Here is a 15964-nt window from a genome sequence, read left to right as displayed (position 1 = left end):
GATAAGGAATCAGACCAGTGTTGCAAACGCCCCGGGCAAAGTCAACAACATTACCGGAAATACATCAGGCCAAGTTGAACACACCCATCGATTCCACGTGCGAAGTGTGCGGGAACATATTGACCACGCCTGCCTTGTCGAGCACATAACCGGCGTTGACCAGGATGCCGGCGTCGCGCGCCAGCGTGGACGGGCTGCACGACACGTAGACGATACGCTTCGGCAGCAGATCGGCGCGGGTCTGGCTCAGCGCCACCAGCGCTTCGCTGAGGGCCATGGCGCCGTCGCGTGGCGGGTCGATCAGCATGCGGTCGAACTTGCCCAGCTCGATCAGGTGATCGGCCGTCACTTCGAACAAATTGCGGGTGTAGAAGGTCGTCTTGTCGGACAGGCCGTTGGCCTTGGCGTTGTCCAGCGCGCGCTCAGTCAGCGAGGTCGCGCCTTCGATGCCGACCACTTCGCGCGCCTGCGTCGCCAGCGGCAGCGTGAAGTTGCCCAGGCCGCAGAACAGGTCGGCCACGCGGTCTTCCGGCTGCACTTCCAGCAGGCGCAAGGCCTTGGCCACCAGCACGCGGTTGATGTAGTGGTTCACCTGCGTGAAATCGACCGGCTTGAATGGCATCTTGATACCGAATTCCGGCAGCAGGTAGTACAGCTCCTGGTCCAGCGGGTAGTACGGCGCGGCCGTTTCCGGGCCCTTGGTCTGCAGCCAGAACTGGACGTTGTGCTGGTCGGCGAAAGCCTTCAGCTTGGCGTCGTCGCCATTGCCCAGCGGCGCCATGATGCGCAGCACCAGCGCGGTCACGCCTTCGCCGATGGCCACTTCGATCTGCGGAATCTGGTCGAACAGGGTCATCGAGCCGATCAGCGCGCGCAGCGGCAGCAGCAGGTCCGACACATGCTTGGGCAGGATCTGGCAGCTCTGGATGTCGGCCACGAAGATGGTTTTCTTTTCCTTGAAGCCGACCAGCACCGTGTTCTTCTTGGCCACGTGGCGCACCGACAGGCGCGCGCGGTAGCGGTAGCCCCAGGTCGGGCCGTACATCGGGCGCATCACCGACAGCGGACGCACCTTGCCGATGTGTTGCAGGTTGTCTTCCAGCACGCGCTGTTTGATCGCCACCTGGGCGGTCGGCTCCAGGTGCTGCATCGAGCAGCCGCCGCACATTTCGAAGTGCACGCACTTCGGCTGCACGCGCATGTGGGATTCATGCAGCAGCTCGTCCATGCGCGCCATTTCCCAGTTTTTCTTCTTCTTGAACGTGGTGAATTTCACCGTCTCGCCAGGCAGTGCGCCTTCTACAAACACCACTTTACCTTGGGAGCCGTCTTCATTTTCCAGATGGCCGACGCCGCGGGCGTCCATGTCGAGCGACTTGATGAAGATTGTATTTTCTTGCATAACGTTCAATGTTGGATTGGGAATGGCTAGCGCCGGCACTCATATGCCGGGGCCGACATGATAGCAGAATGGGAAGAGACTACAGCAGGGAATCGCGCACCACGCCGCGCGCGGCCATGGCCCGTTTCAGCTTGACCAGCGCTTCCTGCTGGATCTGGCGCACGCGCTCGCGGGTGACGCCCATTTCCTCGGCCAGGGTTTCCAGCGTGGCCGGGTCGTCGTTGTCGAGGCCGAAGCGGCGCATGATGACGATGCGCTGCTTGTCCGGCAGCTTGGTCAGCCAGTCGCGCACCAGCAGGGTCATCTCGTGGTGCTCGGCGCGGGCGTCCGGGCTGTCTTCGGCGTCGCCGGGCAGCATGTCCATCAGCGACGATTGCGGATCGTTGTCCAGCGGTGCATCCAGCGAGGTGGCGTGCTCGGACAGCGCCAGGATATCCTGCACCTCCTCCACCGGGCGGCCGACCAGCTCGGCGATGTCCTCGGCGGTGGCGTCCTTACCGTTGTGGTGCTGGGCTTCGAGGTGGTATTTGCCGCGCAGGATCTGGTTCAGCTCGCGCACCATGTGCACCGGCAACCGCACCGTGCGGGCCTGGTTCATGATGGCGCGTTCTATGCTCTGGCGTATCCACCAGGTGGCGTAGGTGGAGAAACGGAAGCCACGCTCCGGCTCGAACTTGTCGATGGCGCGCATCAGGCCGATGTTGCCCTCCTCGATCATGTCGAGCAGGACCACGCCGCGGTTGATGTAGTGCTTGGCGATGGACACGACGAGCCGCAGATTGTGCTCGATCATGGTCTGGCGGGCGCTGAAATCGCCGGCCTTGGCCAGCGTGGCGTAGTGCACTTCCTGCGGCGCCGTCAGCAGCGGCCGGGTGCCAATCTGGTTCAGGTAGTGCTGGGTGGTGTCGGTCGAGAGCTCGGCCGCCAGCACTTTCTTCAATTCGTCGACACTTTCCAGCACGACGGCGGGTTCGGCGACTTCGGCTTCGCCGTCCGCCGATTCGATGGCGACATCATCATTGCTCTCGTCCGGGAATTCATCCGGGGCCGAGTCGTCATCCATCGGGTCGTGCGGCGTCTGTGTCATGGCTAGTCTAGCGGTTAGGCAGGAATCTGGACGGGTCCACCGGTTTGCCCTGCTGCCTGATTTCAAAGTGCAGTTTGACGGAGTCGGCGTCGGAATCGCCCATTTCCGCAATCATTTGTCCCTTGGTCACGCTCTGGCCTTCCTTGACCACAATCGTGCGATTGTGGGCGTAGGCCGACAACAAGCTATTACTGTGCTTCACAATAACGAGATTACCATATCCGCGGATGCCGCTGCCGGCATACATCACTTTTCCGGCCCCGGCAGCCACGACTTGCTGGCCCGCCTTGCCGGCGATATCGACGCCCTTGTTCTTGCCTTCATCGAAGGTGGCGATGACGCGGCCGTCGGACGGCCACATCCAGCTCAGTTTTTCATCTTCGGCACTGGCGGCGGTCGATGCGGCGGCTGCGGCCACCGGCGGCGCGGCGACCACGGCCGGCGACGGCTTGATGTTGCCGTTGCCGTTACCCTCGCTCTTGCCGCTGCCCTCAGGGCGCTGCAGCTCGGCCAGCGCGCTTTCCGAGTAGGCTTTCTTCTCGCCTTTCGGCTCGGTTTTCTTGACCACGGGCGGTGGCGGCGGCGTCTTGTCCGGCGGCGGCATGACGATGGCGCCGGTCTGCACGCCGTTGCCGGCCGCGCTGTCGGGCGGCAGCACGCGCAGCACCTGGTCGACCTTGATATCGTTCGGGTTGGCCAGGTTATTCCACGTCACCAGGTCGCGGTAGTTCTGGCCGTATTCCAGTGCGATGCGGATCAGCGTGTCGCCCTTCTTGACCGTGTACAGGCCGCGCTCGTCGCGGGCGATCTGCGCCGTTTCGCTGGGGGTGGCGGGTTTGACTGGCGGCGGCACGGTGCGGTCGACGACCGGTGCCTGATTCGGGGTGGTGCTACAGGCGCTCAAGAAAGCGAGCGCAAAGCTCAATGCGAGCAGGTTGCTTTTATTTGTCATTCTCATCTTAATCTAATGGTACGGGCACATCATATTGTGCCCGGACGCAGCGGGACGAAATGGCAGTCCTCCAGCGTTTGGCTGGTCCACTCCGCCTTGCCGATGCGTGTAATTAATTCCAGGTGCTGCGCGCGCGCGCCCACCGGCGCCACCAGCCGACCGCCTATGGTCAGCTGATCCAGCAGTGCTTGCGGCACTTCCAGACCGGCGGCGGCCAGGATGATACCGTCGAACGGGGCCGCTTGCGGCAGGCCTAGCATACCATCTCCGTAGTGCAAACGCAGGTTCGGCACGCGCAGCGGCCGCAGATTGGCCTTGGCCAGCTCGTGCAGCGGCTTGATGCGCTCGATCGAATACACCTCCTGCGCCACGCAGGACAGCACCGCCGCCTGGTAGCCGCAACCGGTGCCGATTTCCAGCACGCGCTGCAAGGGACCGCCGTTACGCATCACTTCGATCATGCGGGCGACGATGTAGGGCTGGGAGATGGTCTGGTGGTGGCCGATCGGCAGCGAAGCGTCGATATAGGCTTGCGAAGCCAGCGCCTCGTCCATGAACATATGGCGCGGCACGCTCTCCATCGCGCCCAGCACCACCGCATCCTTGACGCCCTGCCTGGCCACCCGCTGCACCATGGCGCGGCGCACCGCGTCGGACACCAGCGGATTGCCGCGCGGGGCCTGCGCCACCGCCGGCTGCGCCCGTTCCATCGCGTAGCTGTGCGACTTGGACGGCGCCGCCACCGGCCGCGCAGTGGAATAACCGTGCTGCGGCGGCACGTGGCGGGCCGCGTTCTGGGTCGCCGTCTGCGGCGTGGCCACCGGCGCGAACACCGTCGCCTTCTTGGCCCCCTTATCGACTACCGAGGATAGCGGGAGGGGAAAGCTACGGTTCTTCTCGTTCATGCCAGGGCCTTTGCCAATGCATCGCGTTGAGTTTTGTGGGTCAGGTCGATCTGCAGCGGCGTGATCGAGGTCAGTCCCTGGGCGCAGGCATGGAAATCCGTGCCCTCGCCCGCATCCTTGGTCGCGCCCGGCGGGCCGATCCAGAAAATTTCCCTGCCGCGCGGATCCTTGGCCCTTATCACCGGCTCGGCCTGGTGGCGCCGACCCAGCCGCGTGGCGACCGGAGTCGACAGCTGCTCGTAGGGGCGGTTCGGGATGTTGACGTTCAGCAGATACGGCGCCGGCAACGTTTCATAATAGCGCTGGATGATGTCGCGCGCATGACGGGCGGCGTCTTCGATGTGCTCCCAGCCGTAGGCGCCCTGCGAGAAGGCGATGGCGGGTATGCCGAACAGATAGCCCTCGGTGGCGGCGGCGACGGTGCCGGAATACAGCGTGTCGTCGCCCATATTCGGGCCGTTGTTGATGCCGGAGACCACCAGGTCGGGCCGGTAGTCCAGCATGCCGGTCAGCGCGACGTGGACACAGTCGGTCGGCGTTCCATTGACAAAATAGAAACCATTGGCGGCCCGCTGCACCGACAGCGGCCGGTCCAGCGACAGCGAATTGGAAGCGCCGGAGCGGTTGCTGTCGGGCGCCACGACCACGATGTCGGCGATGGGTGCAAGGGCCTCGGCCAGCGCGTTGATGCCCGGCGCCAGGTAGCCGTCGTCATTACTGATCAGGATTCTCATACAATGATTTTACCTGAAGCAATGGCCGGACTGCGCGTGCCGGCGGGCTCCACACCAGATAAATTTGCGCTAGCGCGACGGCGGCCTGGAAGCGGACAGATGGCCGTCCAGCGCGAGCAATTCGTCGCCGGCGCGGGTCCATAGCCCGCTCTGGCTGGGCACGCCGCGCGGGCGCAACGGCCGCGACAGGGCATCGCCGTAGTCGTCCATGGCCCCGTCCTGATGCAGTTCCGGCACCAGCGCCTGCTCGCCGATGCGCGCCCCGACCGGGCCGCCCAGCTGCATTTGCACATCGGCCAACTGTTCGCGCACCTTGCGGGTTTCCGGGTGATCCGGGCCCAGACGCCTGACCTGCGCCTGGAGTACGGCATCGAACAGGCTGCCGGCGGCGTCCAGCTCCTGCATCCGCAACAGGGTGGTGGCCAGCGCGGCCTTGCTGCGCAGTGTGTCGGCATGCTCGGCGCCCAGCAGCCGCTTGCGCGCGGCCAGCACCTGCTCCTGCGCGATGCGGGCGTGTTCGGTGTCGCCGCGCTGGAACAGCATGTCGGCCCGGCCGGCCTTGCAGGCCAGCGTCAGCAGGTGTTCCGCGCCGAGCATGCGCACATAGGCTTCCAGCACCGCATCCTGCATGGCCAGCGCTTCGGCCAGCCGCCCCTGCCCCGCCAGCGTGGCAGCCAGATTGGCGCGCGCCGCCAGCGTATCGAGATGCTCCGGCCCCAGCAAGCGCTCGCGCGCTTCGACGACGCATTCCTCAAGGAACTGCGCATCGTCCAGCTGGCCCTGCGAGCGCAGCACGCCCGCCAGATTGCTCTTGCTGACCAGCGTGTCGGGATGGTCTTCGCCCAGGCCGAGCTGGCGCAGCGTCATGCTTTCCTCAAAACAAGTCAACGCCTGCCGCAGCCTGCCCTCGCCACGGTAGAGTTCGCCCAACTGATTGAGGCCGAGCGCAAGCGGCTGCGACAGCGCGCGCGCGCCGCCTGCCGCCAGCACCCGGCGCGCGTCGGCAATCGTGTCCATCAAGCGGATTTCGCGGCTGGACTGCCATGGGAAATAGCCGCCTGCCAGCCAGTCGAGAAAGGCGTCGAAGGTGCGTGTCAGCGAAAAACGGTCGCCGCCCCGGTCCATGCACACCGCCAGCTGCTCGCCGTAGGCGAAGGTGCGGGTCTGCTGTAGCTGGACTTCGTCAAAATAACTGTCCAGCGAGATGTTCGGCATGGCGTAACTGGTGCTCAGCAACTGCTCGAAGATGGGCTGGTAGCCGCTGATGCGCTGCTGCGGATCGCCGCGCCGCCACTGGGCGCGCTGCACGCTGTCGCCCATTTCGATGCGCGATGGCAGAGGATAGACCAATAATGGCCGCTGTTCGTCTTCGTGGCTGCGGCGATAGGCGGTCGCGCGCATGACTGTAGCCTGCACGCCCTCCAGGCTCTGGCGGTTGGGCGTGAAGACCACTACCAGCTTGCGCGGCAGCAAGGTTGTGCAAATGCCGGCGCTGTCGGTGCGGCCAGTGCGGGAATCGACCAGCACGTGGCGGAAATGCCTCGCGAGATTATCGGCGAAGCAACGGAACAGCGCCGGGCAACTGTCGAACAGCTGATCCCAGTGCATCGCCGCCAGCCGTTCGCCGTAACTGTCGTCGAAACGGCCGGCGCGCATCAGGTACAGCTGGCTGCCCTGGTCGACCCGGCTGACATACTGCTCCCAGCCGACGGCGGCCAGCACCTCGCGCGCCAGCTCCTCCTCGTCCAGCAGGGCCGAGCTCTTGCCTCGGCGCATCAGTTGCTCGCGGCACGCCTCGAACAGCTCCAGCACCCCGGGCCGCTCCTCATGGTGGTCGAAATAATGGTGCAGGCCCGGCGCCTCCAAATCCCAATCGATCATCAACACGGGCGAGGTGGCGTTCTGCTGGCGGGCCAGCAGCACCGCGATATTGGACAAGGCCATCGTGCGCCCCGTTCCGCCCTTGTAAGAATAGAAAGTGATGACTTCGCCGGTTCCGGTCAACGGCGGCAGCGACAAGGCAGTGGTTTCCATGGCAAACCTTTTAGCGTGGGAAGTGTGGAGGAGGAATGGCACGCCATTCCGGCGGAATGTCCGGCATGACAAAACGGCCACAGTCATGCTCCGGCGGCGTGCATCGTTTTAGGTAGTGGTAATGCTCGGCAATGCGCGCGACGATCTTCCTGATGTCGGGAATGAATTCAGGATTGGTTTTCAAATCGGCGCTGGCCAGCGTGTAGCGCGAAAAATCGACATACATGCCCGGCCCGGAAATTTGCGGCGGCAAGCCGTCCGGGTGCGGAGTCATGATGATGGGAATGATCAGGTGGCTGGGCAGCGGATACCACTGCTTGCGCTCATTTTCAATAAGTTGCATTGCTGCAAACTCACGACGGGTGTACGCATGGGCTTCGTACTTCGGTGTATAAATAACAATCATGCAAGCGCTCTCACACATGGCGCGCGCCAGCTTCTGGTCAATGTCATCCCCGCCGCCGAGTTGCTCGCTATCAACAAAGAGCTCGTTCTCGTTGTCGAAGTGCGGCTCCAGGTAGCATTTGAGCGCGTCCACCAGATCGTTTTTAAACTTGCTCATGTAAGCGTGCTGGCCGTGCGCGTAACTGAAAAAGCAGCCGTGACGGATAGTCATGACATCCTCCGATGCCGCTCCGACAGAGGGGCAGCGTTTAACCAACTCTAACAAGCCGTTCCGCAGACACTTTGCGCGAACGCAAACGTGCGGCAGGCCGAACTTTGCGCAAACGGGTGGCGGTTTCAGGTATCATAAAAATCTAACGACCGTTCTATTTTTAAAACAAGGAGACCATGATGAAAGCTGTCGTATGCCAGAACTGGGGATTGCCGGACACCCTGACCGTCCAGGATTTACCCGATCCGCAAGCCGGTCCGGGACAGGTCGTGATCGATGTCAAAGCAGCCGGCGTCAATTTTCCGGACGTGCTCATCATTCAAGGCAAGTATCAATTCAAGCCGGAACTGCCCTTTATTCCGGGCAGCGAAGTGGCCGGCGTGGTGCGCTCGGTTGCTGACGATGTGACAACTTTCAAACCCGGCGACCGTGTCATCGCCTTCACTCCCACCGGTGGTTTCGGGCAACAACTTTTAGCGCCCGTGCAAGCCCTGGCTCCCATGCCGCCGGGTATGGATTTCGAGACGGCGGCGGCCATCACTTTGACCTACGGCACCTCGCATCACGCGGTGGTGGACCGAGCCGCGCTAAAAGCTGGCGAAATCATGCTAGTACTTGGCGCGGCAGGCGGTGTGGGGCTGGCTGCGATCGAGATAGGCAAAGCCCTTGGAGCCCGCATCATTGCTTGCGCTTCGACCGATGAGAAGCTGGAAGTGTGCAAAGCGCACGGCGCGGACGTGCTGATCAACTACAGCAAGGAAGATTTGCGTGAAGCGATCAAGGCGGCGACCGGCGGCAAGGGCCCGGACGTGATTTACGACCCGGTCGGCGGTGAATACTCGGAGCCGGCTTTCCGTTCGATAGCCTGGCGCGGGCGTTATCTGGTGGTCGGATTCGCCAACGGCGAGATCCCGAAACTGCCGCTCAATTTGATGCTACTCAAAGGTGCGTCGCTGGTCGGCGTGTTCTGGGGTGAGTTCGTCAAACACGAGCCCAAGGCCAACCTGGCCGGCATGCGTCAGTTGATGGGATGGTTGCAAGAAGGAAAGATCAAGCCGCATATTTCGGGCCGGTACAAACTGGAAGAGACTGCTCAGGCGCTCAAGGACATGGCGGCCAGGAAGGTCACGGGCAAGGTGGTGATATTGCCGGACTGATAAATGAAGCGAGCCGCCGGCGTCAGCGCAATGCTGCCGTCGACGGCGCGGCGGCAGCATTTATTGATACCAATAGTTACTGATCTGAATTCTTGTTTGTGAAGAATTCGATGACTTCGGCCTGCTCGCGGGTGCGTTTGAAGGACGGCAAACTCTGCCAAATCCGCTTGCCGTAGGGCTTGGAAATCACGCGCGGATCGCACAACATCAGCACGCCACGGTCGCCCTCGTCACGGATCAGACGGCCAGCACCTTGCTTCAGGTTAATAATCGCCTCCGGCAAAGTGTGATGCATGAAGCCGTTTTTGCCTTGTTTTTCCATCACTTCGATGCGTGCGGCCAGCACCGGATCGTCCGGCGGCGCGAACGGAAGCTTGTCGATAATCACTAAAGACAGCGCATCACCGCGCACATCGACGCCTTCCCAGAAGCTTTGCGAGCCGATCAGCACGCCATTTCCTGCCTTGCGGAACTGATCCAGCAGCTCGGTACGGCCTTTATCGCCCTGGACAAACAGCGGATACGGCAAGCCGCGCTTCTCGAATTCGTCGCGCAAACGCTCGGCGGCGCGCTTCACGGCGCGCAAAGTCGTGCACAAAAGAAAGGTTTTTCCGCCCGCCGCTTCGATAATCGGCAGCGCATGATCCAGCACGGCGTCGGTATATCCCATGGAATTCGGGTCAGGCAAGCCTTGCGGGACGTACAAAATCCCCTGCTGTTCGTAGTTGAACGGGCTCGGCCAGGTCTTCGACGGCTCGCCCTCCAGCCCCATTTGTTCGGAGAAATGGGTGAAATCATTCTTCACCGCCAACGTCGCGGAGGTGAAAATCCAGCTGCGCGGCACGCCTTCGCGCTGGCCGTTGAAGATCGGCGCGATCGACAAAGGCGTCTTGTGCAGCTGCAAGGAGGATGCATAAGCCTCGACCCAGAACACCGCCTCGGCGCCCTTTTCCACCCGCGCTTTCGGGTCAAATTTCCAATCCGACAATTTTTGCGCCAGTTCCAGGCCGCGCTGGCGGCATTGTTCCAGCGTTTCCGCACGGGCGGCCTGGGTTTCCAGCACCGCCAGCATGCCGTCCAGCTCGTCTTTCAGCGTCTGCAAAGCAGGGAAAAAGTCGCTCGACGGCGCGATCTGCGGCAGCGACAGGCGCACGATATCCTGCGGGAAAGTCAGGCGCAGGTCGCGCGCCGCCTTCTCCACCACCGTGACGACCTTGCCCCAGTCGGCGCCGTCGCGGGCATTGGACAAGCCTTCGGCCAGCACATCGCGGCACAATTCCAGCACTTGCGAGGTCGAAAACGTGTCACCGAAGAACAAAGTGGCGGTATCCGGCAGCTGGTGGGCCTCATCGAAGATCACGGTATTGGCCGACGGCAGCAGCTCGGCGATGCCGGAATCCTTCAGCGCAACGTCGGCGAAGAACAGGTGATGGTTGACCACGACCACATCGGCCTGCTGCGCCTCCTTGCGCGCCTTCATGACGAAGCAATCCTGATAGTACTGGCACTCCGCGCCCATGCAATTGTCGCGGGTCGACGTCACCAGGTTCCAGATCAGCGCGTTTTCCGGCACACGTGCCAGCTCGGCCTTGTCGCCGGAGCTGGTCATTTTCAGGAAGCGCGAGATTTCGCGCAGATGGCCGACGTCGTCGCGCGAGGTCATGCGGCCATTCTGCAGCGTGCGCTCCAGATGGTAGTGGCAGACGTAGTTCGACCGCCCCTTCAGCAAGGCCACCGACACCGGCGCCTGCAAGGCGGCGCGCACGGTCGGGATGTCGCGCAGGAACAGTTGATCCTGCAAGTTCTTGGTACCGGTGGAAACGATGGTCTTGCCGCCCCACAGCAGCGCCGGCACCAGATAGGCGAAGGTCTTGCCCGTGCCGGTACCGGCCTCGGCGATCAGCGTGGTCTGGTTGGCGATGGCGTCGGCCACGGCCTTAGCCATCTCCGTCTGCGAACGGCGCGGACGGTACTCGCCCACAGCCGGACCCAGCGGCCCGCCGGCGCCGAACAGGCGCTCGACCTCGGCATCGTGTTTTCCGGGGGGCTGCTCGGGCGTGGCGCCGACTACGGCGGGGATGGTGTCGGCGGGCGTGGGAAGGTGTTCGGTCAAAATAAACTTAAATGGGGCGGCCGGACTCAGGCCGGAACGTCGGGCACTAGTTGCATTTTCAGCAGAGTGATGTGGTCTTTCAATTGCAGCTTGCGCTTTTTCAGGCGCCGCAATTGCAGCTGGTCGTGATGACCGTCCAGTGTGAGCATGTCGATGACCGCGTCCAAATCGCGGTGTTCGACGTCGAGTTCAATCAGACGACGCTGGATATCTTGTACATCAGTCATAATTCTCAGTCTTTACTCACACAGATAGTTTCACTGGAACAACAAACGTATTGCAAACAAACTGCGACACGGTGCATAGTTTAATCTACGGCAGCCCGCGCCGCCAACATAATGATGGCTCACCCGCAGTGTAGGATACAGTGTCGCATATGAGCGCATACAAAATAGAAGCCGGCACGGCCCAGCACATCGGAAACAGGTCGCAACAAAACGACCGGGTGGCCCTGTACACGGCCGCCCAAGCCCCTGGCTACGTGATGGCGGTGCTGGCGGACGGCAACCACAGCCCCATCGGTTCGGACCAGGTGCTGTTGACCAGCAAGCATTTATTCGATGAATTGCGTGTCGGCGACACTCCCAGCCTGCCCCGCCTGCAGGAATTGATGCGCGCCATCGCCGAAGAGGCGCACCAGGTCATCAAGATGAATCCGATCGCCCAGACCGCCGAGCCGCAAAGCGCAATGGCGTTGATGGTGCTGACGCCGGCCGGCCAGGCGGTCTGGGCCCATGTCGGCGATGCGCGCATCTACCGTTTCACCGGCGAGACCTGCACCATGCGCAGCAACGACAGCGCCTATGTCGAGCACCTGGTCAGCGAGGACAAGCTGCCGCTGGACGCGGCAAAGAAGCACCGCAGTTCCAAGCTGCTCAGCAATGCGCTGGGCAATAGTTTCAAGTCGCCCTACGTCACGCTCGGCGTGCATGAGGGATTGACGGCGGGCGATGCCTTCCTGCTGTGCTCGGACGGCCTGTGGCAATTATTCAAGGATACGGAACTGGCGGCAGCGGTACAGCGCAACACGCCGCGCCAGGCGGCCGAACGCCTGATCGCCAAGGCCGGCGAACGCGCCCAGGGCAAGGGGGATAACTGCTCGATGGCGATCATCAAGCTGGTGGAGCAGCCCAAGGAAGCGGCCAACTACACCGTGCAGAAAATGCGGCGCGCGGTCTGACGCGGTCGTTCCCGCGAAGGCGGGAACCCATAGAACGCCGCCAGGGCAAGCTCAGCATGGATTCCCGCCTGCGCGGGAATGACAGTGGGATGCTACGGCTTCTTGACGGAGGCGGCAGCTGCAGCAGCCTCAGCAGCGGCAGCCTTCTTCTTCTCCGACTCTTCATGCGCCGCGCGCTTGGCGTCGCTTTCAGCCTTCTTCTTCGCCACTTTTTCCTGGCGTTTCTGCGCGTCGACCTGCTTCTTCTCGAAAGCGGCGACAGCGGCGGCGCGCTTGCCTGCATCGGCCGCATCCTGCGCTTCCTGGCGTTTGACCTTGGCCGCATGCTCGGCCTCGCGGTCGACGATCTTGCCGCCCTTCGGCGCCGGACGCGGCGTGTCGTCCACCACCTTGGCCTCCTTCGGCGGCAGGGTGGCGCGGTATTTCTCTTCCTCCGCATCCTTGCGGGCGCGCTCGGCCAGGTCGGCGTCGCGCTTCTCGACCGAGTCGGCGCGCTTGAAGTGCTCGGCTTCCACCTCGGTAGCGCGCAGCCTGGACAGCGCCACGCGGCGCTTTTCCTTGGCCTGGTCCAGGCAGTGATTGACGAAGAACTTGGTGTAGCACACGCTCTCGCTGGCAGCGAATTCCGCATGCACCACGGCGCGCTCCTTGGCCACCTTGGCCAGCGTGGCGTTGGCCTGCTCGACCGAGCGCGTAGGCGGCACGGGCTGCACATTGCTCTCGGCCTGCACCGGCGCCGCCAGCGCCGCCAGGGCGGCCAGCGCTGCGACGGCGATCATATCGCCCAGCGGTTTCAAACTTGGTCTCATATTTTTATCCTGTTGCATCAAGCCAGCGCCCCGGCTGCGGCGCGCTGCTCCTTATCCATGTACTCGCGCGATTGCATCTCGACGATGCGCGACACCGTGCGGTGAAATTCGTTGGCCAGCGTGCCGTTGGTGTACAGCTCTTCCGGCTCGACCTCGGCCGACATCAGCAGCTTGACGCCCTGGTCGTAGAACACGTCGATCAGCCAGGTGAAGCGCCGCGCCTCCGACGACATCGATGCCGACATCATCGGGATCCCGGACAATATCACGGTATGGAAGCGGCTGGCGATTTCCAGGTAATCGTTCTGCGAGCGGGGGCCGCCGCACAGGGTGTTGAAGTCGAACCAGATGATGGTGCCGGCGCGGCGCAGCGCGCGGATCTCGCGCGCCTCGATGCGCACCACCGGATCCTCGTCGGCGCTCTCGGCGATGCTGGCGTAGGCCTCGCGCAGTTTGTGGTCGGTGTTGGCATTCAGCGGCGTCAGGTAGGAATCGACCTGCTCCAGCGCGCGGCCGCGATAGTCGACGCCGGCATCGATGTTCATCACGTCCAGCTTGTCGTACAGTAGCTGGATGGTCGGCAGGATGCGGTCGCGGTGCAGGCCGTCCGGATACAGCAGTTTCGGATCGTAGTTCGAGGTCATGATGAAGGACACGCCGTTGTCGAACAATGCGCTCAACAGGTTGTACATGATCATGGCGTCGGCCACGTCGGAGATATGGAATTCGTCGAAGCAGATCAGGCGGTATTTCTTGGCGATGCGCTTGGCCACTTCGTCCAGCGGATTGGCGACGCCGGTCAGCTCGTCGAGCTGGCGGTGCACGCCGCGCATGAACTCGTGGAAGTGCAGACGCGTCTTGCGCACCAGCGGCACCACCGAATAAAAGCTGTCCATCAGGAAGGACTTGCCGCGCCCCACCCCGCCCCACATGTACACGCCCTTCGGCACGTCGGGACGGTTGATCAGGCGCTTGAAGGTGCTGGAACGCTGGCCCTTGTAGGCCACCCACTCGTCGTAGCATAGCTGCAGGCGGTCGACCGCGCGGCGCTGGGCGGCATCGGCCTTGAAATTGCGCTCTTGCAGCGCATGCTGGTAAAACTCTTCGACGTTCATGTGTTCGATTCTTTGTGGCGGCGCGCAAATAAAAACGGGCGGACCGCAGTCCGCCCGCAGTCCGCTTAGGGGTACTGCTTAGAAGTTCAGCGTGCGCTTGTCGATTGCCAGCGCAGCTTCCTTGGTTGCTTCCGACAGCGACGGGTGAGCGTGGCAGATGCGCGCGATGTCTTCAGCCGAAGCGCGGAACTCCATCGCCACGACGGCTTCGGCGATCAGCTCGGAAGCCATCGGTCCGATGATGTGCACGCCCAGGATTTCGTCGGTGTTCGCATCGGCCAGGAACTTGACCATGCCCGAGGTATCGCCCAGCGCGCGTGCGCGGCCGTTCGCCAGGAATGGGAAGGTGCCGGCTTTGTATGCAACGCCGTCGGCCTTCAGTTGCTGCTCGGTGCGGCCTACCCACGCGATTTCCGGCGAGGTGTAGATCACCCAAGGAATGGTGTTGAAGTTGGTGTGGCCGTGCTGGCCAGCCATGCGCTCTGCAACAGCAACGCCTTCTTCTTCCGCCTTGTGCGCCAGCATCGGGCCGCGTACCACGTCGCCCACTGCCCATACGCCTGGCAGGTTGGTTTTGCAGTCGTCGTCGACGGCCACGAAACCGCGCTCGTCCAGCTTCAGGCCCACTTTGTCGGCGGCCAGGCCGTCGGTGTTCGGGGTGCGGCCGATCGAGATGATCAGTTTGTCGAACACGGCGGTCTGCGCTTCGCCCTTGGCGTTTTCGTAGGCCACGGTGACGTTGTCCGCGCCCTTGGTGATGGTGCCGATCTTGCAGCCCAGGTTGATGTTCAGGCCTTGTTTGGCGAACAGCTTGCCGGCTTCCTTGGCGATCTGCTCATCGACCGCGCCCAGGAATACAGGCAGGCCTTCCAGCACGGTCACTTCGGAACCCAGGCGGCGCCATACGGAACCCATTTCCAGGCCGATCACGCCGGCGCCGATCACGCCCAGCTTGGCAGGCACGCCTTCGATGGCCAGTGCGCCGGTGTTCGACAGGATCAGTTTTTCATCGAACTCTGCGCCTGGCAGGGCACGGGCGTTGGAGCCGGTGGCGATGATGACTTGCTTGGCGTTGATGGTCTCGTTGGCAGGCGCGGAGATCGTCAGCGGGTAGCCGTCAGCCGTGGCGGCGCCGGCAAAAGCTGCGCGGCCGTGGAAGAAGGTGACTTTGTTTTTCTTGAACAGGAACAGGATGCCGTCATTGTTCTGTTTGACGACGGTGTTCTTGCGCTTCAGCATTTGCGGCAGGTTCAGCGACAGGCCGGCGACATCGATGCCGTGGTCCTTGAACGCGTGACCGGCGTGCTCGAAGTGCTCCGACGATTGCAGCAGCGCTTTCGACGGGATGCAACCAACGTTGGTGCAAGTGCCGCCTGGGGCTGGGCCGCCCTTTTCATTTTCCCATGCGTCGACGCAAGCGACCGAGAAACCCAGTTGTGCTGCGCGGATCGCCGCGATGTAACCGCCAGGACCGGCGCCGATGACTACTACGTCAAATTGTTTACTCATTTTTTTATTTTCCTATCAGTTCTCTTCTGGTACGAAAATCCATAGCAGAATGTAGATGGCGAGTCCGAAGCCAAAGGTCAGCACGAACAGTACGAACAGCAGACGCCAGATCCAGGCTTCGACGCCGGTGATCTGTCCCAGGCCGCCGCACACGCCACCCAGCCAGCGATCGCTTTGCGAGCGGCGTAATCGGGTGATGTCGTTGGAGATACCGGAAGGTGCTTCCTTGTCCAGCAACCGGGCTTTGGCGGCGGCGAACTCTTCGTCCGACAGCGCGCCAGCCTGGTGCAATTCGTGCAAACGCTTGATTTCTTCAGATACGCTCATTGATGACCCTCTGAGAATTCCCCC

Annotated in this window: 15 protein-coding genes; 2 read left to right on the top strand and 13 right to left on the bottom strand. The window is 62.6% G+C overall.

Annotated features, from left to right (window positions below):
- Positions 1-64 precede the first annotated feature (64 nt).
- From rlmD to GEV01_RS06950, 7 genes are all read right to left on the bottom strand, one after another.
- Positions 65-1402 carry a 23S rRNA (uracil(1939)-C(5))-methyltransferase RlmD gene (rlmD, locus tag GEV01_RS06980; protein WP_152802899.1) on the bottom strand — a complete coding sequence of 446 codons (1338 nt, stop codon included), beginning with the start codon at positions 1400-1402 and terminating at the stop codon, positions 65-67.
- Between the two features lie 79 nt (positions 1403-1481).
- Positions 1482-2489, bottom strand: a complete 1008-nt coding sequence (gene rpoS / locus GEV01_RS06975) for an RNA polymerase sigma factor RpoS (protein WP_152802897.1) — start codon at positions 2487-2489, stop codon at positions 1482-1484.
- A gap of 7 nt (positions 2490-2496) precedes the next feature.
- Positions 2497-3441 carry a peptidoglycan DD-metalloendopeptidase family protein gene (locus GEV01_RS06970; protein WP_152802895.1) on the bottom strand — a complete coding sequence of 315 codons (945 nt, stop codon included), beginning with the start codon at positions 3439-3441 and terminating at the stop codon, positions 2497-2499.
- Positions 3442-3470: 29 nt separating this feature from the next.
- Positions 3471-4346, bottom strand: a complete 876-nt coding sequence (locus GEV01_RS06965; protein ID WP_152802893.1) for a protein-L-isoaspartate(D-aspartate) O-methyltransferase — start codon at positions 4344-4346, stop codon at positions 3471-3473.
- Entirely contained in the window at positions 4343-5080 is a 738-nt protein-coding gene (gene surE / locus GEV01_RS06960; RefSeq protein WP_152802891.1) for a 5'/3'-nucleotidase SurE, read from the bottom strand. Before surE ends, GEV01_RS06965 begins: the two co-directional genes overlap by 4 nt.
- Positions 5081-5149: 69 nt before the next feature.
- A complete protein-coding gene (locus GEV01_RS06955) occupies positions 5150-7114 on the bottom strand; it encodes a KGGVGR-motif variant AAA ATPase (RefSeq protein ID WP_152802889.1) in 1965 nt (654 codons plus the stop codon).
- 10 nt (positions 7115-7124) lie between these two features.
- Positions 7125-7730, bottom strand: a complete 606-nt coding sequence (locus GEV01_RS06950) for a toll/interleukin-1 receptor domain-containing protein (RefSeq protein ID WP_152802887.1) — start codon at positions 7728-7730, stop codon at positions 7125-7127.
- A gap of 179 nt (positions 7731-7909) precedes the next feature.
- On the opposite strand from GEV01_RS06950, the gene GEV01_RS06945 reads away from it, so the two are divergent.
- Positions 7910-8887, top strand: a complete 978-nt coding sequence (locus tag GEV01_RS06945) for an NADPH:quinone oxidoreductase family protein (RefSeq protein ID WP_152803986.1) — start codon at positions 7910-7912, stop codon at positions 8885-8887.
- 76 nt (positions 8888-8963) lie between these two features.
- Here the strand turns inward: GEV01_RS06945 and GEV01_RS06940 are convergent, their stop codons facing one another.
- Positions 8964-11000: an ATP-dependent DNA helicase gene (locus GEV01_RS06940; protein WP_152802885.1), complete on the bottom strand. Its 2037-nt coding sequence runs from the start codon at positions 10998-11000 to the stop codon at positions 8964-8966.
- 26 nt (positions 11001-11026) lie between these two features.
- A complete protein-coding gene (locus tag GEV01_RS06935) occupies positions 11027-11227 on the bottom strand; it encodes a YdcH family protein (RefSeq protein ID WP_008450659.1) in 201 nt (66 codons plus the stop codon).
- Positions 11228-11376: 149 nt separating this feature from the next.
- Here GEV01_RS06935 and GEV01_RS06930 point away from each other — a divergent pair, with 149 nt between their 5' ends.
- A complete protein-coding gene (locus GEV01_RS06930; RefSeq protein ID WP_152802883.1) occupies positions 11377-12180 on the top strand; it encodes a PP2C family protein-serine/threonine phosphatase in 804 nt (267 codons plus the stop codon).
- Between the two features lie 92 nt (positions 12181-12272).
- On the opposite strand, the gene GEV01_RS06925 is transcribed toward GEV01_RS06930, so the two are convergent.
- The 4 genes from GEV01_RS06925 to GEV01_RS06910 all read right to left on the bottom strand — a co-directional run bounded on the left by GEV01_RS06925 (position 12273) and on the right by GEV01_RS06910 (position 15940).
- Complete coding sequence (locus GEV01_RS06925; protein ID WP_235914270.1) at positions 12273-12989, bottom strand: hypothetical protein; 717 nt, start codon at positions 12987-12989, stop codon at positions 12273-12275.
- 17 nt (positions 12990-13006) lie between these two features.
- Positions 13007-14104: a cell division protein ZapE gene (gene zapE / locus GEV01_RS06920; RefSeq protein WP_008450662.1), complete on the bottom strand. Its 1098-nt coding sequence runs from the start codon at positions 14102-14104 to the stop codon at positions 13007-13009.
- Between the two features lie 78 nt (positions 14105-14182).
- Entirely contained in the window at positions 14183-15613 is a 1431-nt protein-coding gene (gene lpdA, locus GEV01_RS06915) for a dihydrolipoyl dehydrogenase (protein ID WP_152802879.1), read from the bottom strand.
- 15 nt (positions 15614-15628) lie between these two features.
- Positions 15629-15940: a PspC domain-containing protein gene (locus GEV01_RS06910; RefSeq protein WP_152802878.1), complete on the bottom strand. Its 312-nt coding sequence runs from the start codon at positions 15938-15940 to the stop codon at positions 15629-15631.
- Positions 15941-15964: the final 24 nt, after the last annotated feature.

It is taken from the genome of Rugamonas rivuli, from assembly GCF_009380165.1.
Classification (GTDB): Bacteria; Pseudomonadota; Gammaproteobacteria; order Burkholderiales; family Burkholderiaceae_D; genus Rugamonas; species Rugamonas rivuli.
This window is presented reverse-complemented; position numbering and strand designations above follow the sequence as displayed.